This is a genomic window from Streptomyces sp. NPDC127190 (genome assembly GCF_042672505.1).
Classification (GTDB): domain Bacteria; phylum Actinomycetota; class Actinomycetes; order Streptomycetales; family Streptomycetaceae; genus Streptomyces.
In genome coordinates this window covers 1-21,708 of record NZ_JBHXVE010000048.1, presented here as the reverse complement: position 1 = coordinate 21,708, position 21,708 = coordinate 1, and the positions used below count along the sequence as shown (strand labels likewise).

Annotated in this window: 20 protein-coding genes and 2 pseudogenes; 7 read left to right on the top strand and 15 right to left on the bottom strand. The window is 70.8% G+C overall.

The annotated features are described in order from the left end of the window. Positions 1–81 precede the first annotated feature (81 nt). Positions 82–522, bottom strand: a complete 441-nt coding sequence (locus ACFVIU_RS38080) for a pyridoxamine 5'-phosphate oxidase family protein (protein WP_385848308.1) — start codon at positions 520–522, stop codon at positions 82–84. A gap of 179 nt (positions 523–701) precedes the next feature. Between ACFVIU_RS38080 and ACFVIU_RS38075 the strand changes: the two genes are divergently transcribed. Beyond that, positions 702–833, top strand: a complete 132-nt coding sequence (locus tag ACFVIU_RS38075; RefSeq protein WP_385848307.1) for a hypothetical protein — start codon at positions 702–704, stop codon at positions 831–833. A gap of 303 nt (positions 834–1,136) precedes the next feature. Here ACFVIU_RS38075 and ACFVIU_RS38070 read toward each other — a convergent pair whose 3' ends face one another. Beyond that, positions 1,137–1,610: a hypothetical protein gene (locus ACFVIU_RS38070; RefSeq protein ID WP_385848306.1), complete on the bottom strand. Its 474-nt coding sequence runs from the start codon at positions 1,608–1,610 to the stop codon at positions 1,137–1,139. 318 nt (positions 1,611–1,928) lie between these two features. On the opposite strand from ACFVIU_RS38070, the gene ACFVIU_RS38065 reads away from it, so the two are divergent. Further along, positions 1,929–3,623: a GAF domain-containing protein gene (locus ACFVIU_RS38065; protein ID WP_385848305.1), complete on the top strand. Its 1,695-nt coding sequence runs from the start codon at positions 1,929–1,931 to the stop codon at positions 3,621–3,623. A gap of 85 nt (positions 3,624–3,708) precedes the next feature. Here ACFVIU_RS38065 and ACFVIU_RS38060 read toward each other — a convergent pair whose 3' ends face one another. Further along, a complete protein-coding gene (locus tag ACFVIU_RS38060) occupies positions 3,709–4,110 on the bottom strand; it encodes a DUF1003 domain-containing protein (RefSeq protein ID WP_385848304.1) in 402 nt (133 codons plus the stop codon). A gap of 146 nt (positions 4,111–4,256) precedes the next feature. Continuing rightward, the gene (locus tag ACFVIU_RS38055) at positions 4,257–6,641 is read right to left on the bottom strand and encodes a phosphoketolase (RefSeq protein ID WP_385848303.1); all 2,385 of its coding nucleotides are present in this window, start codon (positions 6,639–6,641) and stop codon (positions 4,257–4,259) included. Positions 6,642–7,544: 903 nt separating this feature from the next. Between ACFVIU_RS38055 and ACFVIU_RS38050 the strand changes: the two genes are divergently transcribed. After that, complete coding sequence (locus ACFVIU_RS38050) at positions 7,545–8,021, top strand: hypothetical protein (protein ID WP_385848302.1); 477 nt, start codon at positions 7,545–7,547, stop codon at positions 8,019–8,021. A 224-nt stretch (positions 8,022–8,245) separates the two neighbouring features. On the opposite strand, the gene ACFVIU_RS38045 is transcribed toward ACFVIU_RS38050, so the two are convergent. Further along, positions 8,246–10,366 carry a SpoIIE family protein phosphatase gene (locus ACFVIU_RS38045; RefSeq protein ID WP_385848301.1) on the bottom strand — a complete coding sequence of 707 codons (2,121 nt, stop codon included), beginning with the start codon at positions 10,364–10,366 and terminating at the stop codon, positions 8,246–8,248. Between the two features lie 162 nt (positions 10,367–10,528). Here ACFVIU_RS38045 and ACFVIU_RS38040 point away from each other — a divergent pair, with 162 nt between their 5' ends. Then, positions 10,529–11,173, top strand: a complete 645-nt coding sequence (locus ACFVIU_RS38040) for a carbonic anhydrase (RefSeq protein ID WP_385848300.1) — start codon at positions 10,529–10,531, stop codon at positions 11,171–11,173. Between the two features lie 157 nt (positions 11,174–11,330). On the opposite strand, the pseudogene ACFVIU_RS38035 reads toward ACFVIU_RS38040, so the two are convergent. From ACFVIU_RS38035 to ACFVIU_RS38020, 4 genes and pseudogenes are all read right to left on the bottom strand, one after another. Next, a pseudogene (locus tag ACFVIU_RS38035) lies at positions 11,331–11,880 on the bottom strand (L-threonylcarbamoyladenylate synthase); the annotation flags it as partial. Next, positions 11,765–12,250 carry a carbohydrate-binding module family 20 domain-containing protein gene (locus tag ACFVIU_RS38030; protein ID WP_385848299.1) on the bottom strand — a complete coding sequence of 162 codons (486 nt, stop codon included), beginning with the start codon at positions 12,248–12,250 and terminating at the stop codon, positions 11,765–11,767. The gene ACFVIU_RS38030 and the pseudogene ACFVIU_RS38035, both read right to left, overlap by 116 nt. Positions 12,251–12,712: 462 nt before the next feature. After that, the gene (locus ACFVIU_RS38025) at positions 12,713–13,399 is read right to left on the bottom strand and encodes a hypothetical protein (RefSeq protein WP_385848298.1); all 687 of its coding nucleotides are present in this window, start codon (positions 13,397–13,399) and stop codon (positions 12,713–12,715) included. A gap of 525 nt (positions 13,400–13,924) precedes the next feature. Next, positions 13,925–14,608: an NADPH-dependent F420 reductase gene (locus ACFVIU_RS38020; RefSeq protein WP_385848297.1), complete on the bottom strand. Its 684-nt coding sequence runs from the start codon at positions 14,606–14,608 to the stop codon at positions 13,925–13,927. A gap of 74 nt (positions 14,609–14,682) precedes the next feature. Here ACFVIU_RS38020 and ACFVIU_RS38015 point away from each other — a divergent pair, with 74 nt between their 5' ends. Beyond that, on the top strand, positions 14,683–15,063 hold the full coding sequence (locus ACFVIU_RS38015) for a winged helix-turn-helix transcriptional regulator (protein WP_385848296.1): 381 nt from the start codon (positions 14,683–14,685) through the stop codon (positions 15,061–15,063). Between the two features lie 29 nt (positions 15,064–15,092). Here ACFVIU_RS38015 and ACFVIU_RS38010 read toward each other — a convergent pair. The 5 genes and pseudogenes from ACFVIU_RS38010 to ACFVIU_RS37990 all read right to left on the bottom strand — a co-directional run. Continuing rightward, a pseudogene (locus ACFVIU_RS38010) lies at positions 15,093–15,230 on the bottom strand (IS5/IS1182 family transposase); the annotation flags it as partial. A 210-nt stretch (positions 15,231–15,440) separates the two neighbouring features. After that, positions 15,441–16,037, bottom strand: a complete 597-nt coding sequence (gene lspA / locus ACFVIU_RS38005) for a signal peptidase II (RefSeq protein ID WP_385848295.1) — start codon at positions 16,035–16,037, stop codon at positions 15,441–15,443. An 830-nt stretch (positions 16,038–16,867) separates the two neighbouring features. Continuing rightward, on the bottom strand, positions 16,868–17,311 hold the full coding sequence (mscL, locus tag ACFVIU_RS38000; protein WP_385848293.1) for a large conductance mechanosensitive channel protein MscL: 444 nt from the start codon (positions 17,309–17,311) through the stop codon (positions 16,868–16,870). Positions 17,312–17,508: 197 nt separating this feature from the next. Next, positions 17,509–17,742 carry a hypothetical protein gene (locus ACFVIU_RS37995; RefSeq protein ID WP_385848292.1) on the bottom strand — a complete coding sequence of 78 codons (234 nt, stop codon included), beginning with the start codon at positions 17,740–17,742 and terminating at the stop codon, positions 17,509–17,511. 134 nt (positions 17,743–17,876) lie between these two features. Next, positions 17,877–18,023: a hypothetical protein gene (locus ACFVIU_RS37990; protein ID WP_385848290.1), complete on the bottom strand. Its 147-nt coding sequence runs from the start codon at positions 18,021–18,023 to the stop codon at positions 17,877–17,879. Between the two features lie 281 nt (positions 18,024–18,304). On the opposite strand from ACFVIU_RS37990, the gene ACFVIU_RS37985 reads away from it, so the two are divergent. Together ACFVIU_RS37985 and ACFVIU_RS37980 are read left to right on the top strand one after the other, a co-directional pair. Beyond that, positions 18,305–19,492 (top strand): spore photoproduct lyase family protein, encoded by a 1,188-nt coding sequence (locus ACFVIU_RS37985; protein WP_385848289.1) that lies wholly within the window; start codon positions 18,305–18,307, stop codon positions 19,490–19,492. An 86-nt stretch (positions 19,493–19,578) separates the two neighbouring features. After that, positions 19,579–19,791 carry a helix-turn-helix domain-containing protein gene (locus ACFVIU_RS37980; RefSeq protein ID WP_385848287.1) on the top strand — a complete coding sequence of 71 codons (213 nt, stop codon included), beginning with the start codon at positions 19,579–19,581 and terminating at the stop codon, positions 19,789–19,791. A gap of 363 nt (positions 19,792–20,154) precedes the next feature. On the opposite strand, the gene ACFVIU_RS37975 is transcribed toward ACFVIU_RS37980, so the two are convergent. Beyond that, the gene (locus ACFVIU_RS37975; protein ID WP_385848286.1) at positions 20,155–21,708 is read right to left on the bottom strand and encodes an FAD-dependent oxidoreductase; all 1,554 of its coding nucleotides are present in this window, start codon (positions 21,706–21,708) and stop codon (positions 20,155–20,157) included.

Sequence of the window (21,708 nt, the reverse complement as noted above, 5' to 3'; positions counted from 1 at the left end):
TGCGGGAACCCGTCGCCGCGCCGTCCGGCCCCGCACCGTTGGGCCCTTCGGTCCACGTCGCGGGCACGTGGTGCCCCGCGGTCAGGCGGAGCGGTGCAGGCCGTACATCGTGCGGCCGGCGGCGAGTTCACGGCCGGTGACCAGTTCAGGCTCGATGCGCACGAACACCTCCTCGGGTGAGGGAGCCCAGGAGCGCGGGCCGATCCGCTCCAGGCGGACCGCCTCGGGCGGATCCCTCACGATCTCGGCGCGGCCGGTGACGACAACGCTCCAGCCGGAGTGTGTGTCCACGTCGGCCGCATCCGCCTCGAAGGCGACGATGGCGCTGTCGACCGCGCGGGCCAGCTCGGAGGTGGCTGAGGTGCGCAGCAGTACCGCTCCGTCGGTGTCCAGGCCGAAGTTGACCGGCACGACCGCCGGCAGCGCCTGGCGTGTGTAGACGATGCGGCCGATGGGAGCCGTGGCCAGCAGGCGCAGGCATTCGTGACGACCGAGTTCGCGGAAACCATCGTTCGGGTACATGAGTCAGCCCGTCTTTTCGCCCGGTGCAGGGGGTCACAGTCCATGCTGAGCCCGCGAGCGGCCTCGGGTGAGGGCCACGTGTCCCGCACTGACCGGAGAGCGGCCCGAGGAAACGCGGCGGCGAAGGGGGGGCCGTACGGCCCTTCCGGCGCGCCCATGGGCCCGGGTGTCCTCGGACCATGGCCGAAACCCTCGTCACCTCCGCACCCCGCCACACCGAGCGTGCCGCCAACGGGACGACCGTCGTGGAGCTGCGCGGCGAGATCGACATCCTTACGGCACCGTCCCTTGGGCGCGCCTGGACGATCTGACGGCGGTCGTCCTCCCCGGCCTCGTGGTGGACCTTCGCGCCGTGTCCTCATCGAGTGCGCCGGACTGGGGGTGCTGTGCCGGGCGCGGACCAGGGTCATGGAACGGCACGGCCGGCTACGTCTGATCACGGACAGCGGCCGGTTCCTTCGCGTACTGCGCGGGGCGGGACTGGATGGCGTGTTCGAGAACCTCGGTCGCCTGCCCGAAGCGCTGAGTGCTGCGCCCGGCCGGATCCTCACAGGCGCGGGCTGACCAGACCGTAGGCGAGCAGGCCGCACACCACACGGAGACGAAGTTGAGCGTCATCCCACCTGATCTGATGCACGTCGCGGAGTGGCCGGGCCCTCCGGGCGGTAACCGAGGCGGATCAGCATCTGCGCATGGCCGGTGAGCTCCGGTACGGGGCTCAGGTCGCGGCGCAGGTCGGGCCACTCCATCGGCTGGTGCAGCAGGGAGGCACGCACACCGTGCGCCGTGGCCACCAGCAGGACGTGCTCCAGCGCCTGCCGGGCGCGCAGCCAGTCACTGCGACGGTCGTGCCCGGTGGTCAGCAGGGCCACAGGCAGGGGCTCGAAGGGCTGGGCGGGGAGCCGCTCAGGGTGGCGTTGAGCGGTGAAGTCACGTATGAGCAGCTGTTCGTGCGCGTCCTGCGGCCCCAGTGCCGCTTGGGGAATGCCGACGTCGGCAGAGTCGTCCCGGTCCCGGTGCACCCATCGGCGGCTCTCCATCGCCCGGTCGGGGTCGGTGCGGTTGCGGTGCTCAGCCGCCATGACCACGCGCAGGAGCCGAGCCGTCTCGTCGGCCCCGGGAAAGGTCAGGGAGGCGCCTTCCGTTGAGCGGCTTCGGCGAGTTCGGTGCGAATGCTCAGCATGGGCTTGGCCCGATGGGCCCTCCGCTTCCGCGCGCTCCAGCCCTGGCTCATGTCCGGCCCCCCCACCAGCCGACCGCTTGCGAGCTGTGCCCTCGCTGTCGGGCGGGTGCCGTCGAACGGACTTGGCTCGTCGGGCATGCTAGGGGGAATATGCCGCGAGACGGCGAGGGGAGCTGTGGTGGACGAACGCGCGCAGGGTTCGCGTGAGGTGGAGACGTCGGGGATGTCTCCACAGCTGCGGCTGGACGCACTGCTGGAGGACCTGCAACAGCAGGTGGCTCAGGTGCGGGGGGCTCGGGACCGGGTCCACACGCTGCTGGATGCGGTGCTCGCGGTGGGCTCCGACCTGGACCTGGAGGTGGTGCTGCACCGCATCGTGGAATCCGCGGTGGCCCTGGTCGACGCCCAGTACGGGGCGCTCGGCGTCCTCGGCGAGGAAGGCACGATCAGGCAGTTCATCACGGTCGGCATGGGCGACGAGGCGATCGCCCGCATCGGGCACTACCCGCGCGGCGAGGGCATCCTTGGCCTGCTCATCCGGCACCCGGAACCGCTGCGCCTGGCGAACCTGGCCGAGCATCCGGCGTCCGCCGGCTTCCCGGCCGGGCACCCTCCGATGGCCAGCTTCCTCGGCGCCCCCGTCCGGGTGCGCGATCAGGTCTTCGGCAACCTGTACCTGACCAACAAGCAGAGCGATACGGAATTCGACACCGACGACGAGGCGGTGCTGCGCACCCTGGCCGCGGCGGCCGGTGTGGCGATCGACAACGCCCGGCTGTACGACGACGCCCACCGTCGGCAGCGGTGGCTGGCGGCCAGCAACGAGCTGACCCGCAGCCTGCTGTCCGGCGCGGAGCCCGCTGCCGTACTGGAGTCGTTCACCGCCACCGTGCGCGAGATGGCCGACGCGGACCTGGTCACGCTGGCGGTACCGGTCGGCGACCGCGGCGAGCTGGTCATCGAGGCCGCCTCGGGATCGCCGACCGAAGAGGTCCGGGGGCTGCTGCTGCCCGCCACGGCACTGGCCGCGAAGGTCTACGCATCGGGCGAGACGATCACCAGCGAGGCCGTGAGCGCCGACCCCCGCGCCGAGGGCGGCAGCGCCTCGGTGGTGGAGCTGGGTCCCGCGTTCTTCGTGCCGCTCGGTACCCGGGAACACGTCCGCGGAGTGCTGCAGGTCGCGAACGTTCCCGGCGGCGCCCTCTTCACCGACGCCGTGATCGACATGGTGACCGGGTTCGGCAACCAGGCCGCGCTGGCCTTGGACGTCGCCGAGCACCGCCGGGACACCGAACGCATGGTCGTCCTCAACGACCGGGACAGGATCGCCCGGGATCTGCACGACCTGGTCATCCAGCGCCTGTTCGCCGGGGCACTGTCGCTGCAGTCCACACTGGGCCGAGTCTCAGACCGGCCGCAGGTCAGCGAACGGATCCAGCGCGTCGTGAACGATCTGGACGACACCATCAAGATCATCCGTTCCACCATCTACGGACTGCGCGAGCACGACCAGCCCCGTCGCGGCAGCGGGCTGCGCGCGCAGCTGGTGGCGGCCACCGAACGGGCCACCGAGCCGCTCGGCTTCGCCCCCGCGCTGCGCATGACCGGGTTGCTGGACACAGCCGTATCCGCCGAACAGGCCGAGCAACTACTGGCCGTGCTCGGCGAGGCCCTGTCCAACGCCGCCCGTCACTCGCACGCCACCGCCGTCGACGTCGGCGTCGAGGTCACCGACTCCGCCCTGCGGCTGCATGTGGCCGACAACGGCCGCGGAATCGACCCCGAGGTCACCCGCCGCAGCGGTCTGGCCAACCTCCGCAAACGCGCGGAGGAGATGGGCGGTACGTTCCGCCTGTCCGCGAATCGGCCGAGCGGCACCGTCGTCGAGTGGGTTGTACCGCTCTCCTCGAGCGCCTGACGCTTTCCGTACGGGACCGACGTCGTGAACTTCGACGCACGGCCGGCCTGCCCACTGACGTGCGCACCTCGGGGCTGTTACGCGGCTACTGCTCACCGTCGTCGACCAGACGCCTGTGGAGTTCCATGGTCATCGCGTGGATGGCTCGGGTGAGTTCGGTGTTGGTCTTGAGTTCCAACTCCTGCTCGACGAAGTCGTGGTCGGCCTTCATCTGCTGAAACGCCGCCTGACGGTTCTGGCCGATCATGACGAACGTCGACAGGAAGATCGCTTCCAGTGACACCACCAGGGTCAACGTAGGCCAGGGGCTGGACTCGAGGAGCAGCATCCAGACCGCGAAAACGACCGCGTGGATGTAGACGAAGGTCATCGAACCGGCGAATTCGGTGATGGCGTCGGCGACACGGAGCTGGACGTCTCCAGTTCGCCTGCTGTGATGCGCGACCACCGCCGGGTGGTGCCGGACTCCAGCCGCGAACAGGCTCATGTGGGCGCACCTCTCACTAAGCGGTCGTCCAGCGAGCGGGCCGGCAGCATCCGAAGGGCTGTCCGGTGGCGATCGCTGGGTTCTGTGAGCCGTGCGCCCCGGCGATGTGTCGGGCGTCGCCGGGGCGCGGGGTGGGACGTAGCCGCTCAGCCGTCCCAGGTCCAGTCGGCGATCTCGGGCAGGTCCATACCGTGCTCGCGGATCCAGGCGTGGTGGCGCTGCCGGGCGTCCTCCATGTTCTGCCGTACGGCCGCCGCTCGGACTGCGAGCCCGGGTACACGGTCGATGACGTCCATGACCAGGCGGTAGCGGTCGAGGTCGTTGCGGACCACCATGTCGAACGGCGTGGTCGTGGTGCCGATCTCCTTGTAGCCGCGCACATGCAGGTTCCTGTGACCCGTGCGGCGGTAGGCCAGCCGGTGGATCAGCCACGGGTAGCCGTGGTAGGCGAAGATGACCGGCTTGTCGGGGGTGAACAGGCCGTCGAACTCGAAGTCGCTCATCCCGTGCGGGTGTTCCTCGCTCGGCAGCAGCCGGGCGATGTCGACGACGTTGACCACCCGCACGGCCAGCTCGGGCAGGTGGCGGCGCAGCAGCTGTGCGGCGGCCAGCACCTCCTGGGTCGGGACGTCGCCGGCACAGGCCAGCACCACGTCCGGTTCACGGGTACCGTCCTCGGTGCCCGCCCACTCCCAGATACCCGCGCCGCGCGCGCAGTGGACCTTCGCCTCCTCCATGGAGAGCCAGTCGAAGCAGGGCTGCTTGCCGGCCACGATCACGTTGACGTAGTCCTTGCTGCGCAGCGCGTGATCGGCGACCGACAGCAGGGTGTTGGCGTCCGGCGGGAAGTACACCCGCACGGCCTCGGGGCTCTTGTTGAGGATGTGGTCGACGAAGCCGGGGTCCTGGTGGGAAAAGCCGTTGTGGTCCTGGCGCCACACGTGCGAGGTCAGCAGGTAGTTGAGGGAAGCGATGGGAACGCGCCAGGGCAGCCGACGGGTGGTGCGCAGCCACTTGATGTGCTGGTTGACCATCGAGTCGACGATGTGCACGAACGCCTCGTAGCAGGAGAACAGCCCGTGCCGGCCGGTCAGCAGGTAGCCCTCCAGCCAGCCCTGGCAGGTGTGTTCGGAGAGAATCTCCATCACCCGGCCGTGGCGCTCGAGGTGCTCGTCCACTTGGAGCACCTGGGCCTGCCACGCCTTGCCGCTGGCCGCGTAGACCGCCTGGAGACGGTTGGAGGCGGTCTCGTCGGGGCCGACGATGCGGAAGTCGCGCCGCACACTCGTGGCGTGCATGACGTCCTGGAGCAGGGCGCCGAGGACGCGGGTGGGTTCGTGGAGGGTCGCGCCGTGCTTGTCGACCTCGACGGCGTACTTCTCCAGGGGTGGCAGGGGCAGCTCGCGCAGCAGCAGGCCGCCGTTGGCGTGGGGGGTGGCGCCCAGCCGGCGCCTGTCCTCGGGGATGCAGGCGAGTACCTCGGGGCGCGGTGCGCCGTGCTCGTCGAACAGCTCCTCCGGTCGGTAGGAGCGCATCCACTGCTCCAGCTGGCGCAGATGCTCGGGGTTGTCCCGGACTGCGGCCAGCGGGACCTGATGGGCACGCCAGGTGCCCTCCACGGGCAGTCCGTCGACCTCGGCCGGGCCGGTCCAGCCCTTCGGGGTGCGCAGCACGATCACCGGCCAGTGCGGCCGCTCCGCCACGCCGCCCTCGCGGGTGCTGCTCTGGATGGCCGCGATGCGCTCCAGTGCGTCGTCCATCGCGGCGGCCATCGCCCGGTGGACGGCCATCGGGTCGTCGCCGGTGACGTGAAGGGGGGCGTGTCCGTAGCCGCGCAGCAGTTCGTCGAGTTCGTGCTCGGGCAGCCGGGCCAGGACGGTCGGGTTGGCGATCTTGTAGCCGTTGAGGTGCAGGATCGGCAGAACGGCGCCGTCGTGGACGGGGTCGAGGAACTTGTTGGAGTGCCAGGAGGCGGCCAGCGGCCCGGTCTCCGCCTCGCCGTCACCGATCACGCAGGCGACCAGCAGGTTCGGGTTGTCGAGGGCGGCGCCGTAGGCGTGGGCGAGCGAATAGCCGAGTTCGCCGCCCTCGTGGATGGAACCGGGGGTCTCCGGGGCGACGTGGCTGGGCACCCCGCCGGGGAAGGAGAACTGCTTGAACAGTCGGCCCATGCCCCCCGCGTCCCGTGTGACGTCCGGGTAGGTCTCGGTGTAGGAGCCCTCCAGCCAGGAGTTGGCCAGCACGGCCGGACCGCCGTGACCGGGCCCCCAGATGCACAGGGCGTCCAGGCCGCGGGCCTTGATGACGCGGTTGAGGTGGGTGTGCACGAGGTTGAGGCCGGGCGAGGTGCCCCAGTGGCCCAGCAGCCGCGGTTTGACGTGCTCGGGACGGAGGGGTTCGGTGAGCAGGGGGTTGGCCATGAGGTAGATCTGGCCTACGGACAGATAGTTCGCGGCGCGCCAGTGAGCGTCCAGCGACCTCAGCTCATCCTCCTCCAGTTGGACGGGCGTCTGCTGCGTGTCGACGGACATCGGGGGTCCTTTCCGCGTCGGGGCGGGGGTGCGGGTGCCGTGCGTGCCGGTTTGTAAGCCCTACCCTCTGCCGCCACGCCGGGTACCCAACAGGGCCGTTCGGGCCACCCCTGCCGCGCAGCCAGACGGAGCATCCGTCGAAAGAAGCTTGGAAGCCCACGTCAGCAACACGCCACGAAGCCAGAAGGCCAGGACTGACCCCGTTTACGGAGACCGGAAAGGCGTCCGCACACACGGCCCGAAGGAGGCGCGCCCATGGGAGCACTGGTCTGACTGTTGCTACCGGTCGTCACCGAGGTGGGAGCGGGCATCTGCTCCATCCTCGTGCAACGCGTCCACGCTCCGCCGCTGGGACGTGATTTCGCCCGCCCCCAGCGGATGAGGGACCTATTGGAGCGGAACGCGGTCCCTGACCGGCGCTGAGCTCATGTACCTCCGACTGAGCGCCCGGGACGCCCTGGCGAAGACCAAGGACGAACTCGCCGCGGAACGAGAGCGGGTCCGCGCCCTCGTGTGTGCCACAGCCGAGCTGTCACTCGAGCTCGCCCAAGGGCGCGAAGAACGTGCAGCACGCCCCGGCCCGCCCGCGCTCCGGCTCAGCCAGAGGCCCGAAAAGCCGCGCGGGGCCGGCTGGACGGTGCGGCATGGCCTGTCGCGCTACACATGGGCCCCGCGCACGCTGGCGGCGAAGCCGGGCTGGAACCACATCACCTGCCCGCTCGGCGAGGCGATCCGGTGGATCTCCAGAGGCGTGTGCATCCCCACACCGGCCGGGCGGCACGGTGTGGTGGACGGCCCCCGCGTACGTGGAACTGGCGGCCGCCGGTTCAGGGCTGGAGGCGGACACCGAGGCAGCTGCGCGTGCCGGGGGCGCCGAGCAGGCCCGCCGTTGTGCCGCCGCGCATGCTGCTGCCGCCGGACAGCGGCTGCAGGGCTTTGCTGCAAGCACAGGAACGGCAGGCCGACCAGGCACGTCAGGCCGCATTCCTCGGGCACGCCGGTATAGACGCCCAGGTGTGGCCCGCCTTCACGCAGCTGGTCCGTACCGTCTCCGGCAAGACGGTCGAGGACGGCGGGCAGAGCCATGGCAACGGGCTGCTCGTCTACAGCAGGCCCCACCCGGGCCGCGAGTTCCGGCTCGCCGGTGTGGTGTGCCCCGATCCTCAAGCACTCGCCCAGTGGCCGGCAGAGCCGACGATCCTGGTGCCCGGACGCTCCTGGCTCGCCCGCATCCAGGCCACCACTCGTACCCCGCTGAAAGTAGCGGTCCTCACTCCGCTGTCCAAGCGCTGCGTCTTCCTGCGCATCGCACCCGGCCCCGAGCCCGTGATCTGTCCGCGGAGCACCGGCCAGGCAGGGCACCGGACAACGGGCGGGTGAGCCGGGTGCGAGCCAGTACGCGTCCGGCAGGGCGGTGGTCACAGCTTCCGGTGCGGGTTCCATGGTTGCGGCACCGAGACGACATGCGGTCAGGCAACGCTCCTGTCCACCTCGGGCCCGCGCTCCTCCGAGTGGGTAAGAGGCCCTGTGTGGCGGCTGCCGGAGGGGGTGGACGCCGAGCGCGGGATTCGGTACGGCGGACACCCTGACGCCGGCAGGACGGATCAGGTGGATGGGGCTGGCCGGAGCAGGAGCAGGGCGACGTCGTCGGTGCGTTCGTCACCGGCGCGCATCGCTGTGGTGAGGGTGTCGGCGAGGGTGGACAGGTCGGTCGGTCCGCCTCCCAGAGCGTTGGCGAGGGCGGTGATGCGGGCATCCAGCGGTTCGTCGGGAGTTTCGACGAGGCCGTCGGTGAACAGGGCCAGCACCGCCCCAGGCGGTAGGGCGAGGGTGTGGGTGGGGTAGATGGCACCGGGGTCGATGCCGAGCAGCAGACCGGGCTCCAACTGCACGATGCTCGTGATGGCGTCGAGGCACAGGAGCGGTGGCGGGTGGCCGGCGGTGGCCAGGCACACGGTGTGGGCGGCGAGGTCGATACAGGCGTACAGGCAGCTGGTGAACAGTCCAGGATCGAGGTCGCACAGGAGCTGGTTGGTGCGGGTGAGGACCTCGTCGGGGGCGGCGCCGGCGGTGGCGTGGGCGTGGATAGCGGTGCGGACCTGGCCCATCAGGGCGGCGGCAGCCACGTTGTGGCCCTGAACGTCGCCGATGACCGCCCCGACGGTGGTGGCGTCCAGGCGGATGAGGTCGTAGAAGTCGCCGCCGATCTCCATGCCATGCGTGGCAGGGAGGTAGCGCGCCGCCACCTCAAGACCGGGGACGTCCGGGAGGGCGCGCGGCAGGAGACCGGTCTGCAGGCTCTGCGCGAGGGCGTGCTCAGTGTCGTAGAGGCGGGCGCGGTCCAGCGCCTGGGCGATCAGGCCGGCCAGCGAGGTCAGCGCCGCCCGCTCCTCCGGCGCGAAGACGTGAGGCTGGACGAAGGCCAGGACACAGGTGCCGACCGGTTTGCCGGAGGCGATGAGCGGCAGGAACGCCCATGCCGCCATCCCGTCCTCCCGCTGAGCGCGAGCCGGGAACGCGCGCGCCAGGTCCTTGCGGGTGGAGAAGAAGCCCGCCACCCCTTCTGTCAGGGCCCGCACCCCAGGGGTGGGCGAGGTGAGCGGAGTGCCGTCGAAGAGGTCCATAACCTCGGCCGGGTAGCCGCTGTAACCCACGATCCGCAGCCGCCCGCCCTCAGCGACCAGCACCGTCAGTCCCTGTGCGCCGAACGCGGGCAGCACCGTGTCCGCCACCACCCGCACCACATCCTCGGCCCCCACCGCCTCGGTCAGCGCGCCGGCCAGATGCATCAGGTGGTAAAGCGCCCCCACCCGCGGCGGCGTGCCGAGGGCTGTGCCGGCCTGGGACGGCTCAGCGGCGACTACGTCGGCCGGGCCGGCTGTGGGGGTGATGCGCACGCTGATTCCGGTGTCGTCGGGGAACAGCTCGAAGCGCAGCCACGCCCCGTCGGGACGCTGGGCGGTGAACGAGGTGGGATGACGGCTGATCACGGCTGCGCGGTAGCGGTCTTCGTATACCGGGTCGTCCAGCCACGCCAGCGCTTCCCACGGCAGAGCGCCGAGCAGGCGCTGCTCCCCGGCGCCCACCAGGCGGGCCGCGGCGCGGGTGATGAAGGTGATGTGGCCGTCCAGGTCGAGCGCGACGCCGGGCTCGGGCAGCCGCTCGGCGTAGCCCGCCGCGACATCTGCTGCCGCCGGGGGTGCGGGGTCTTTGGTCATGGGGCGTGCCAGGGTGCGTGCGGCCGGAAGTGGGGCCAGCGGCTGTCCCGTCTGCTCGGCCGCGGCCAGCACGTGGCCGAGGAACGCGCACACCGACGCGACGCCGGCCCTCACCGCGGGCACCAGGTCGTGCCGAGGCCCGGGCCACAGCAGCAGCAGTGCCCCCACCACCGTCCCGTCGTGCAGGATCGGGGCACCGGCGAGTGCGAAGTGGTAGGGCAGGACGAGCGCGGCGCGCGGGTAGCGGCGCGCCAGCTCCTCCTGGGAGTCCACCCACACCAGGTCCCGGACGTGCACCGCGTCGGTCACCGGCACCGGGTAGGCGAGGGAGATCCGCTGCCACGGCTGAGCGAACTCGACCGGCAGCCCGGTCATCACCTCCAGCGTGAGCACCCCCTCCCCGGGAGCCAGCACGTACACCCCGGCGGCGTGCGCGCCGAGGTCCCGCACCGCCTCGGTCAAGAGGTGGTCCAGCAAACGCCGCCCCAGCCCCGTGCCCTCGGACAACCGCTCCTCCCTCCAGCCGGTGCGACGTGATCCGGCGCGGCTCATACGACCGGACAAACAATCACTTTACGGGACGATATTGCGTGTGGAGGCGGTGCGTGATGCCGTCCACGGTGTGGGCCTGGGGCAGCCGCGGCGGGTGCTGCCTCGTAAGCTGCCGCCATGACCGAGAAGATCCACACGCCGTCGCCCCGCGAGGCCTTCGAGCTGCTCATGGCCGGCAACCAGCGCTTCGTCTCCGGCACGCCCGAGCACCCGAACCAGGACGCCGTCCGTCGCACCGAGACCGCACCTTCCCAGCAGCCGTTCGCCGTGCTGTTCGGATGCTCCGATTCCCGTCTGGCCGCTGAGATCATCTTCGACCGCGGCCTGGGCGACCTGTTCGTGGTCCGCACCGCCGGTCACGTCATAGGGGCGGAGGTGCTCGGCTCCATCGAGTTCGGCGCTTGCGTCCTGAACGCGCCGCTCGTCGTCGTCCTTGGCCACGACTCGTGCGGCGCCGTCGCCGCCGCCTGCTCCGCCCTGGAGAACGGGCAGACGCCGGGCGGCTTCGTCCGCGACGTCGTCGAACGGGTCACCCCGAGCGTGCTGGCAGCCCGCGCCGCCGGACGTGAGAGCGCCGAGGAGATCCTGGCCGAGCACATCGAGCACACCGTGGACCTGCTGCTGGAACGCTCCCGGGTCCTGGCCGAGCGGGTGGCTGACGGCCGCCTCGGCGTGGTGGGCCTGTCCTACCGGCTGGCCGAGGGCAGCGCCCAGCTCGTCGCCACCCGCGGCCTCGACGTCGCGGGTCCCACCGCGTCCTGACTCGGCCCCGCTCACCCAGAAGATCGCGGATCCAGCCCGCGGCCGCGCCCGAGCCGGTAGGGCCGCGGGCTGCCACTGCGGGAGAAGAGGAGAATCTCAGGCGAGGATCGGCACGCGCCCGGCAGCCCGCCCATCAGGCGTGGGTGCTCGGGGGTGGTCACACGGTTGTACGGGGCCCCGCGGCGCGGCGGAGCCGGTTGGCGATCGCCAGGCCCAGCCCCTCCTCCGCCAGCAAGGACGCGACGATGCGGTCGCATCCCTTCTGGTCGAGTTCGCGCAGGAACCCGTACAGGCCGCGCGTAGGCGGCCGCCGAGGCGGGCACCTCCACCGCGGCGTGCGCCTTCACCGGCGCCCCGGCGAATGCGCCGGGGAGGAAGACGCCCACCCGGTGCCCCAGGCCGGAAGCGACTTCCGCTTCGGCGACGACCTTCTCAGGCTCGACCAGGACGACCCGCGCCCGCGGTGCGTAGTGGGGCGGGTGCCGGCCCGGCACCCGGACGCGACTGGTCGCAGGCGCAGTGAGCGGGTGCCCCAGCACTGCTTCAAGGTCCTCGCGCGTCACCCCGCCGGGTCGCAGGATGGCCGGGGTCTCACCAGTGACGTCGACGAGGGTGGACTCGACGCCGACCTCGCAGCGGCCGCCCTCCAGCACGAAGTCGACGGCGTCGCCGAGCTCGGCAAGGACGTCGTCCGCCGTGGTTGGGCTGCAGTTGGTGGGGGCCGGACCACAGGGGGTAGGTGCTGGGGCCGGTGGCCGGGGGGAGGGCCTTGGCGGGGTCCCAGTTGCCGAGGTCGGGCAGGTTGCCGGTGACGTAGAGGTTCTGGCCCCAGTTGGTGGTGGCGGTGGCCTGGTTGCACTGCACGGTGGTGCCGACGCGAAGCCGGATGCTGGCCGCCCAGTGCGGGTACGCGCTGGCAGTCGTGCCCAGGGGAATGGCTCTGGCCAGGTCCCAGGAGCCCAGCTGCTGCACGGGTGTGGGGCGCCGTGCCGGCGAGCAGTCAGGCGAGGAGCACAGCGAGCATGAGTATCGGCCGCCAAGCGGCCGATACTCGGCTATGTGCCGCGAGCATGGCATGTCCTTCTGTGTAGGAGTCGGCGGGTGCCCCGCCGAGGGGCGTCCGTCTCCCCCGTCGGCCCGCATCCCGAAACAAGTCTCGATTGCTGCGGGCAGTCCTTCCTCCGCCGCTCAGACCTGGGGCACCACCTTCGATCCCGCCCAAGCGGGCTGGCAGCCGTATGCCGCCGCCAGCCCGGAAGTCCTGGACGCAGGACTGCCGAGCATCACCGTCCGCGCAGGGAAGGCGAAGGGCTCCCACGCCCTTCACCATGCTTGTCGCGAAGGTGGGCCTCACCGGTCCCGACCGCGCTACGACGGCACGCACAGCGCGAGATGGTCGGCGTGGCCGTGCTTGCCGAGGTATCCATCGCCGACAGTGCTCGCGGAGCAGATGACCCTTGCGGCGGCCGTCCTCATCCTCCGGCGACCCAATACCCAGGACTACCCCGCCCCCGTCATCCCGCTCCGCCCCTCCGGCGATCAGGCCCCGACCACCGCGATGTCGTGCGGCGACCGCGGATCGATTTCGTAGTGGGTGCCGAACTGGCTGCTGAAGCCGATCACCCGCACCCTCTGCCCCTGCTTCAGGCCGGAGACGTCGATGCCCGTCTGCACATTGACGAAGACCGGCACGAGGCCCGAACCGTCGTCGACGGGCAGCTTGTACCCGTAGGGGAGGTCGCTCGTGGGTGCTTGAGTGATCCTGCCGACGACCTTGACGAGCCGCCCCTCGGTGGCCTCTCCGACCCCGGCGGTGCCGACCCATTCCGGTTTCACCGGCCGGCCCTTGTGACCGAGCTCGACATCGGAAGGATCGGCCGGGACCAGGGTCAGCAGTCCGGAGCTGTCCCGCAGCGTGCCGGTGATGCGTGCACGCTGACGCGGGTACGCATGCACTTCGCTGTGCAGCCTGACGTAGATACCGGCGGTCCTGTCCTGAAGCCCGAATCCCTTGTCGCCGAAGCTGGATTCGAAGGCACCGGAGGGAGTCGTCACCGAACCCGCCACGGTGACCACTGTCCCGACCGGCAGGCCGCGGGCCTGGGCGATCGAGATCGTCTTCGCCTGCGGTGCGGCAACTGCCGAACCGGTCCCCAGCACGGGCGCCACCATCAGGGCGAGCAGGGGTGCGAAGAGCAGTATGAGAAGCCGACGGGTCAGGCCCATGAATGCAGCGTCCTTTCCAAAAACCGATACCCCCCAAGTGTGCGTGCACGCCGCGCACTTCACACACGCGCCGACCGTCGAGTGACGCTTGGTCAGGGCCGAACGCTGTGTGCAAGTGCCACCTGGAGTGACAGGTGTGGCAGTCATGGTCTCTTTCTACGGCGTGTTCGGGCGATCACGTGACTGCCTACAACTGGGTCGGCTCCGGATGTGGCTACGGGGACAGAACCAGCCTCGTCGGTCACCGGATGGCGCGAGCGCCAATGTGCCCCCCGGGGCAGATGTCAGGGGAGGCGGGGGGTTGCGGCCGGCGCAGCCACCGCGTTCGCTGAACTTCTCACCGACCAGACGCGAGTGCTGGGCTCGAACCACCCCTCCACCCTCATCACCCGGGACAACCTTGCCTCCTGGCGGGGGGGAGGCGGGGGATGCGATTGGTGAGCAAGATCGGTAAGTGGCGGCGGGCGACCGGTTCGCCACGGGATCATGCTCATATAGCGGTGCCAGAAAGGCGATGTGTTTCCCCTAACGGAAAGCCGCCGTGCCGTCTTCCGTTTCCTGGTGGCTCGGCCCGGCCGCGTATGCCAGCGGTGGTGCGATCGCTTGCGCATCCACTCCCTCGCCGACCCACAGGGCGATGAATAGCGCGGCGGTCGCTTCCAGGAGTCCCGCACGTTCGAGACCGCCTCCAGCCACGGGTTCGCAGCCCACGTCCTGCACCAACTCGCTTACACGCGCGAGGGCAGTCTCGTCGTCTCCGCAGACCGGCACGGCCAGTGGTCGCCCATCGAAGACGGGCGGCCGCATGCGCCACACGTCCTCGTGGCAGAGATTGAAAGCCTTGACCACATGGGCTCCCGGTGCCGCCGCGGCAAGTTGCTGCGCGGCTGAAGGGCCTCCTTCCGTCAGCAGCCGAAAGCCCGGCCCGACCGGGTTGGAGCAGTCGAGCAGCACCTTGCCCTCCAGGGCCGCGTGCAAGTCCCGCGCCACGTCTACTCCCGCCCCGAAGGGCAGCGCGGCCAACACGACCTGAGCGGCGGCGGCCGTCGCGCGCAGACTGGCAGGCTTCGCGCCGCCCCCGATGCGCGTCGCGAGCCGCTCAGCCTTGTGTGGGTCCCGTCCCCCGATAGTGACCTCGTGCCCGGCCCGCACCCAGTGGGTGGCGAGCGCGTCGGCCATGTTGCCCGTGCCCAGTACACCGATTCTCATCGCGCGGTCCCTCTCCGTGCCTGCTTCGATCGTTCTCGCCGACGTTAGATGGCCGTTCGGGCACCATTTGGTACGTGACAACCGACGCCTTCCTCGCCGACTGCCGCGCCCGCCTCGCCTTCGACCTGCTCTCCAACACCTGGAACGCCGTGGTGCTCTGGGCACTGCGCGATGGCCCCAGGCGCCCGGTCGAACTACGAGAGCGGATCGGGGGCATCAGCTCCAAGGTCCTCACCGAGACTCTGCGCCGGCTGCAGTTCAACGGACTGGTCGACCGGCAGGCAGACAACGACCACCCATCGCGGGTCGAGTACCAGCTCACCGCTTTGGGCCGGACCTTGCTGGCGCCCATCGACGCCGTCGGCGCATGGGCCTTCGAGCACGGCGATGAGGTGATGGCCGCCCAGGAAGCAGCATGCGCTCCCGACCCTCAGTCCCCTCGTCCAACGTGCTAGACAGATCAACAGCATGAGCGCAGCCGTCGTCAGCAGATGAGTGCACATCCCAGGGTGAGGAAGGCTTCGTGGATGTCGTCGCGGATCTCCCAGCGGCTCCGCAGGCGGCGGAACCAGCGCAGGCGGGCGAATGCGCGCTCCACGACCCGGCGCTGGCTGCCCAGACCGAAGGACGTCATCCAGGCTCTACAGGCCCTGCGCGATGAGCGGGTGGAGCGGGCCCGGGCGGTGGTGGACATCGTGGTGGCGCTGCACCGGTGACCGCACCACCGGCGCGGATGTGCTTTCGGGCTCGACGTGCATGCAGCCGGAGCCCTTACCGAAGGGGACACCGGGCCCGCGCTGCACGGCAGTCGAGCTCTCAGGTCTGGAGCATCTCATCGCGGAGCGAGAGTGATCCGGCTCTGCCGGTCGTGCGGGGGCGAGCCGCCCAGGGAAGTGCCCAGGAACGACAGGAGGACCACCAGGGCACCGCCGCAGACAATGGCCGAGTCGGCGAGGTTGAACACCGCGAAGTGTTCGACGGAGATGAAGTCGACGACGTGGCCACGGAAGACGCCGGGCGCCCGGAAGATCCGGTCGGTCAGGTTGCCGAGCGCACCCCCGAGCAACAGGCCCAGAGCGACAGCCCACGGAAAGCTCTGAAGCCTGCGTGCGACGCGCGCGATGACCAGGACAACCGCGACCGAGATCGCCGTGAACACGGCAGTGAAAGCCTGGCCCGAGCTGAATGCCGCACCCGCGTTACGGAACACCTGAAGCGTCACCACGCGGCCTGCTATGGCAACGGGCTCCCGACCTTCCAACCGCGAGACAGCCACAACCTTGCTGCCGAGGTCCACGGCATAGGTGAGAGCGGCCGCCACCAGCAGAGCGGTCACAGAACCCTGAGCCCGTGCACCCTTCTCAACGCCAGGCGTTGCGGTCTCGGGCTGGGATTGCGAGGCATTGTCGGTAGAGATGATCTGCTCCATGGATGCCGAGCCGCCCTGGACAAACCCACATTACAAGAGCTTGTCGGGGGATCCGACGAGTTCGCAGTGCGGTGACACGCGACAGCCGCAGATCAGGCACAGGTCTCGGGAACAGCGCGGGCCAGTGGGCCAGTGGGACGAGGTCGGCGTACAGGGCGGCGTGCAACGCGGCCGTCAGCCCGCTGGCTCGCCGCTCACCGTCGACGTCGTGCAGCACGAAGTAGACAGGACCGGCAGAGGAGTCGGGGCGGATCAGCCGGATCATCGCGTTGCGCACCGCGTCGTACGCGCTGACGTCGACCCTGTAACCCGGGGCGATGAGCGTGTCCGCCTTCACCGTCCACTGGCGCTCCAGGCCGACACATACCGCGCGCTGCGGCTATGTATGCGGCGTTGAAGGCATCGACGCCTGTAGCGTCCGGGACCAGGCCGGCAGGGCACCGAACGGGCAGCGGCTGCATGAACAGCATCGTGCCAGGCAGCGCACAGGGGCCGGACCGGCCCGCACCGCCGTCCGGGCCGACTTCACCTCGCGCGAGGTGAAGGTGGCGGCGGAGCCGGTGACGACGCCGACCAGGTGCACGACCTCGTCCAAGGTCGTCATCTGCGCGTCGAGCACCGCGCACGAGGCGGGAAACCGCAGACGAAACGCCTCCCCCGTCGTGGCGGTGATCCGCTCCGACAAGTGCCTGGACGCCCGGCCCGGCTCCGGCAGGCCCGCAGCCCAGAGGGCGGGAATGCCGAACGCCGGCGCCGCGGCTGCAGGGGCAACCCGGCCAAGCGTTGAGAACCGAGGTGGTCCGGCTGTCACCGATCGATCAGGGGTCCGGTCACCCGGCCCGCTGAGTTGTCTCCCCGGCCTGGGCGGGCACCGCGGGCAGGGGGACGGTGCAGGAGGCGCAGCGTCGGGCCTGGGCCGGGACGGGGCTGAGGCACTCGGGGCAGTCCCGCTTGGGGGCCTGGACGTCGTGGTGGGGAGCGAGGCGCTCGTGCAGTTTGTTGATCGGGAGTACGACGAGGAAGTACAGGGCGCTGGCGATGAGGAGGAAGCTGATCGCCGCGTTGATGAAAGCTCCGTAGGGGAACTTGGTGGCGCCTACGGTGAAGGTCTTGTGGGCCATGTCGCCGGTGACACCGGTGGCCAGCCCCACGAGCGGGGTCAAAAAGGCGCTGACGAAGCCGTTGACGACTGCGGTGAACGCCGCTCCGATGACGATGCCGACCGCCAGGTCGACCACATTGCCGCGCAGGATGAAGCTGCGGAAGCCCTTCACCCTGTCACCCCTCCTAGGGCCATGATGTCGACGGGCGGCAACCCCGGCTCCTCACCCGGATGCCCTGCCACCTCTCACCCATGCCTGCTGGCGGCGGCACCACGGCGGCCGCCGACTCGCCGAGGCCATCCTCAGGCAACCTGGCCGGATTCCCAGACGCGGGGTCAGCAGTCGACCCGTGGATGGTCTTGTGACCATCAGGTCGGCAGACAGTGGCAGGTCGCTGCGTTCGGGACATCTGCGGCGGGCCGGCCCACGGCAAGCAACCGACCGTAACGCTGGCGCTTATGCCGACCAGGAAGGGAACCCGTGAGCCGCTGGAGGAACAGCTGGGTGAGGGTACGGGTGGCCTCAGGGGCGATCTTCTGCGGGGCGGTGATCTGCGGCAGTGGCGTACCGGTGTCCGGCGTCGCGCCCACGCGCGTCGCCATCGCGAACCTTCCCTGATCGTGCCGGCCCGCTCCGTGCCCCTGGGCCGTCCTGGTCGGGCCGTTACCCCGCGTTGCGCGAGTCATGCCTCCGGCGTACGGCAAACGTGTCAGCCGTCACTTCCGGCGCGTCCGCGTCACCGGCGGGAACGGAGCCGCTCGAAGAGGCGCTGGGCCTGGGCGCGCCGACGCGGGTCGGCGGCCTGGCGCCGTATCTGCTCCATGGTGCGGCGCCCCTGCGGGCTGCGCGCGAACTGCTTGATCCGTTCCATCACGGTGGCCATGAGGCTCCTTGTCGTCCGTCGGGTCGCGGGACCGCAGGGCGGTTCCGGGGCGCGTAGCACTCGTCTACCCGGCCGTCGCGCGTTCAGCCGGGCACCGGACACCGCTCTGCGCGCGCGTGACGGCGTGGCACCGCCGCACACGCGTGTCATCGCGTGGCGCAGTCCACCACGCGCCCGTGACCGCGTGCCGCCGCGCCAGGCGCGTGAGCGTCCTACAGTGGACCCGACCAGCACCGACACACACGCACCGCAACGGCCGAGCCACTTCCCGGAGCCCTTGGATGACGCACGCCGCAGCGGACGACGGCTCCGACGCCCTGTTCGGCCTGGAGGCCCTGGGCGCACCCGGCGCCGCGCAGCCCGACCGCGGCCGGGGTTCGGGGGGCCCCGCGTTCCGTGCCAGTGCCAAGGCCCGTCGGCTGCTGCCCGTGCGGGAGATCTACGCCGAGCCGGCCGCCGCCGCCTCGCCCCGTGGCCGGCAGATCCTGGACCGGTTCCCGCAGGCCCGTCTGATCGAGGTGGCGTCCCACTGGGGCATCCCCGGGCTGCACGGCAACGAGGGCAACGTCGAGCGCTGGATCCGCGTCAAGGGCGAGACCCTGGTCCTCGGCGAGAAGAAGACCCTGACCACCCGTCCCAACGGCCGCTCGGCCGACTGGATCGCGCCGGGGCCCTCCAACGGCTGCGCGATGGCGTGCGCGTACTGCTATGTGCCGCGCCGCAAGGGGTACGCCAATCCGATCACCGTCTTCACCAACATCGACCGGATCATCGCGCACCTCGGCCGGCACATCGCACGCCAGGGCAGGAAGCCCGAGCCGAACCAGTGTGACGACACGGCCTGGGTCTACGACATCGGGGAGAACGGCGACTGCTCGGTGGACGCCCTGATCTGCGACAACACCGCCGATCTGGTGCACGCCTTCCGGCACTGGCCCACGGCCAAGGCATCCTTCGCGACCAAGTTCGTCAATCCCGATCTGCTCGACTGCGACCCGCGCGGCCGTACCCGGATCCGGTTCTCCCTGATGCCGGCGGAGGACTCCCGCCTCCTGGACCTGCGCACCTCGCCGGTCGCCGACCGCGTCGCGGCCGCCGGGGACTTCCTGGAGGCCGGCTACGAGGTGCACTTCAACCTCTCCCCCGTCGTGTTGCGCCCCGGCTGGCAGGAGGCATGGGCCGAGCTGCTGAGACACCTCGACGATGTGCTGCCTGATCCGGTCAAGCGGCAGGCGGCGGCCGAGGTGATCATGCTGACCCACAACGAGGACCTGCACGAGGTCAACCTCGGATGGCACCCCCGCGGCGAGGAACTGCTGTGGCAGCCCGGCCTCCAGCAGGCCAAGCGCTCGCAGAACGGGGCCCTGAACGTCCGTTACCGCAACGGTGTCAAGGCGGAGGCGGTGGACGCCCTGCGCAGGCTCGTTGCCACGCACGCGCCCTGGCTGCGGATCAGGTACGCGTTCTAGCCGGGAGCGGACGCCGGATCGGCGACATGGATCGCGGCGAGTCGGGCAGCCGGTGATCACATCCGACGTCGCGAGAGGAGATCGTCGTGGACAAGCGGAAGTGGATCACGGGTACGGCGCGCAGGGAGCTGGCCGAAGTGATGAAGAAGGAGTACGAGGAGGGGCGCTCGATCCGCGTGATAGCGGAGGCTCACGGCCGCTCGTACGGCTTCGTGCACCGTGTGCTCGGTGAAGCGGGCGTGCCGCTCAGGAGCCGGGGCGGCGATGTACGCGCCCACGCTGCCCGGTCGGCGGACTGAGGGCGGCCGGGCCGGGCCGTCATCCGGACCAGACGACCCGTCGCACATGGTCGCCCCCCTGGACGCCGGCGAGGTCGCGCATCGCCGCCCAGAGCCGGTCCCACGGCTCGTCGTCCGGCGGCGCGAGCACCCGGGCCGCGAGGACGACGGAGCGGTGGACCGCCCCCCAGCCATACTTCGCCGACCGGCGGCCACTCGGCCGGCGCGAGCAGTGTGTGCCCGCCGAAGGTGTCGGCCGCCGCGTCACCCAGGCCGGGCGTGGCCCGGACGACGTCGTGCAAGACGAGTCCTCCGTTCCCACGGGAGCGGACCCTGCAACCCTCTTCCCGACCGGACTTCTTCCTGCCCCTCTGCGGGCCTCCCTCATCCGCTCACCCACCGCGCCAGCCCCCGCAAGACCGCGTTGCGGCCGCGGTCCGGGACGGTCCACAGGGTCTGGCCCCGCAGACCCCATTGCTCCAGCAGAGTGTTGGCGGCCTGGAAGCCGGTCGTCGCCGCCCGTTCCATCAGCGCCACGGGGAGGTCGGTGCGCACCAGGTCGCCTGCTACCGTCAGGCGCGGGTCGGGGGTGCGCACGGTGGGGCGGTCGAGGTAGCCGCCCACGGGGAACAGCGGGCAGTCCTCGCGCCATTCGTGGCGGCTGTCGACGACCGTGGCCGCCCGTGTCTCCGGGTAGACCCGGTGCAGTTGCTCGACGAGGCGCTTCTCCTCGACGTCGCGGGGTGCGTCGGGCGGTACCGCGTAGGCGTGGAGTTCCACGACCGATCCTCCGGTGCGCGTGGCCCAGCGGGCGGCCTCGTCCTCCCAGCGTTCCAGGACGCTGATGTTGTCCAGGGTGCCGAACCCGCTGGTGCCCAGGAAGCCCGGCCGGTCAGCGGCGACGGGCCGGTCCAGCCACAGGCGGGTGACGAGGAACGGCGGGGCGGTGCGCAGCCGTGCGATCCGCTCACGCCAGGGGGCGTCGCCCAGGCGGTCCGAGCGGGCGACGAGGGAGCGCAGTCCGGTGGTGTCCAGAGCGAGGACGACGCCGTCGTGGTGGGTCTCGTCCTGGTCGGTGGTGATCCTGTAGCCGCCGTTTCTGTGGGGTGCCACGTGGTCGACGGGTGTGCCCGTGCGCACCACGGTGCCGTGCCCCCTCAGGTAGTCGGCGAGAGGGTTCCACAGGGCGACCGGGAAGGGTGCCCGGGGCACGTCGAACAGCAGGCCCTCGGCGGAGCCGAGGAAGTAGATGTGGAACATCAGCGCCAGCTCGGCCGCGGACAGCCGGCGCGGATCGGCGAAGAAGCTGCGGGAGAACACCTCGAAGGCCAGATGACGGGCCTGGTCAGGGAAGCGGACGGCGTCGAGGAAGTCATGGGCGCTGATGCCGTCCAGCCGCGTGTACACGTCGGGGACGCGCACGTCGAACAGGGGCAGTGCCGCCACCGGGTCCAGGGCGCGCAGGTCGCGCAGCCCGAAGGACGGGCTGAGCAGGGCGAAGCCGAGGGCGCTGAAGGGCGGGGTGCGCGGGATGCGCCGGAAGCCGTCCCGGGCCCCGCCGGCGTGCAGCAGCGGGTAGTCCGGCAGACCCGTGAGCCGCTCCAGCGCGGGGTCGGTACGGCGCAGCAGTCCGCGCAGGTTGTAGTACTGACGGAAGAAGGCGTGGAAGCCCCGGCTCATCGTCACCGGGGTGCCGTCCGGCAGACGGGTGGGCCAGCCGCCGACGCGGCCGCCGAGGTAGGGCTGCCGCTCGTAGAGGGTGACGGCCACGCCGCGCTCGGCCAGTGCCGTGGCCGCCGCCAGCCCGGCAATGCCGCCGCCGACGACCGCCGCGGTGGGGCGGGCGCCGTCGGCGCGCCGCCTGCCCTGGGGGCCGGGCACGACCCGGGCCCGCCGGTCCCGCCCGCGCCGGGCGCCCGCCGGACGGTCGCCGGGCAC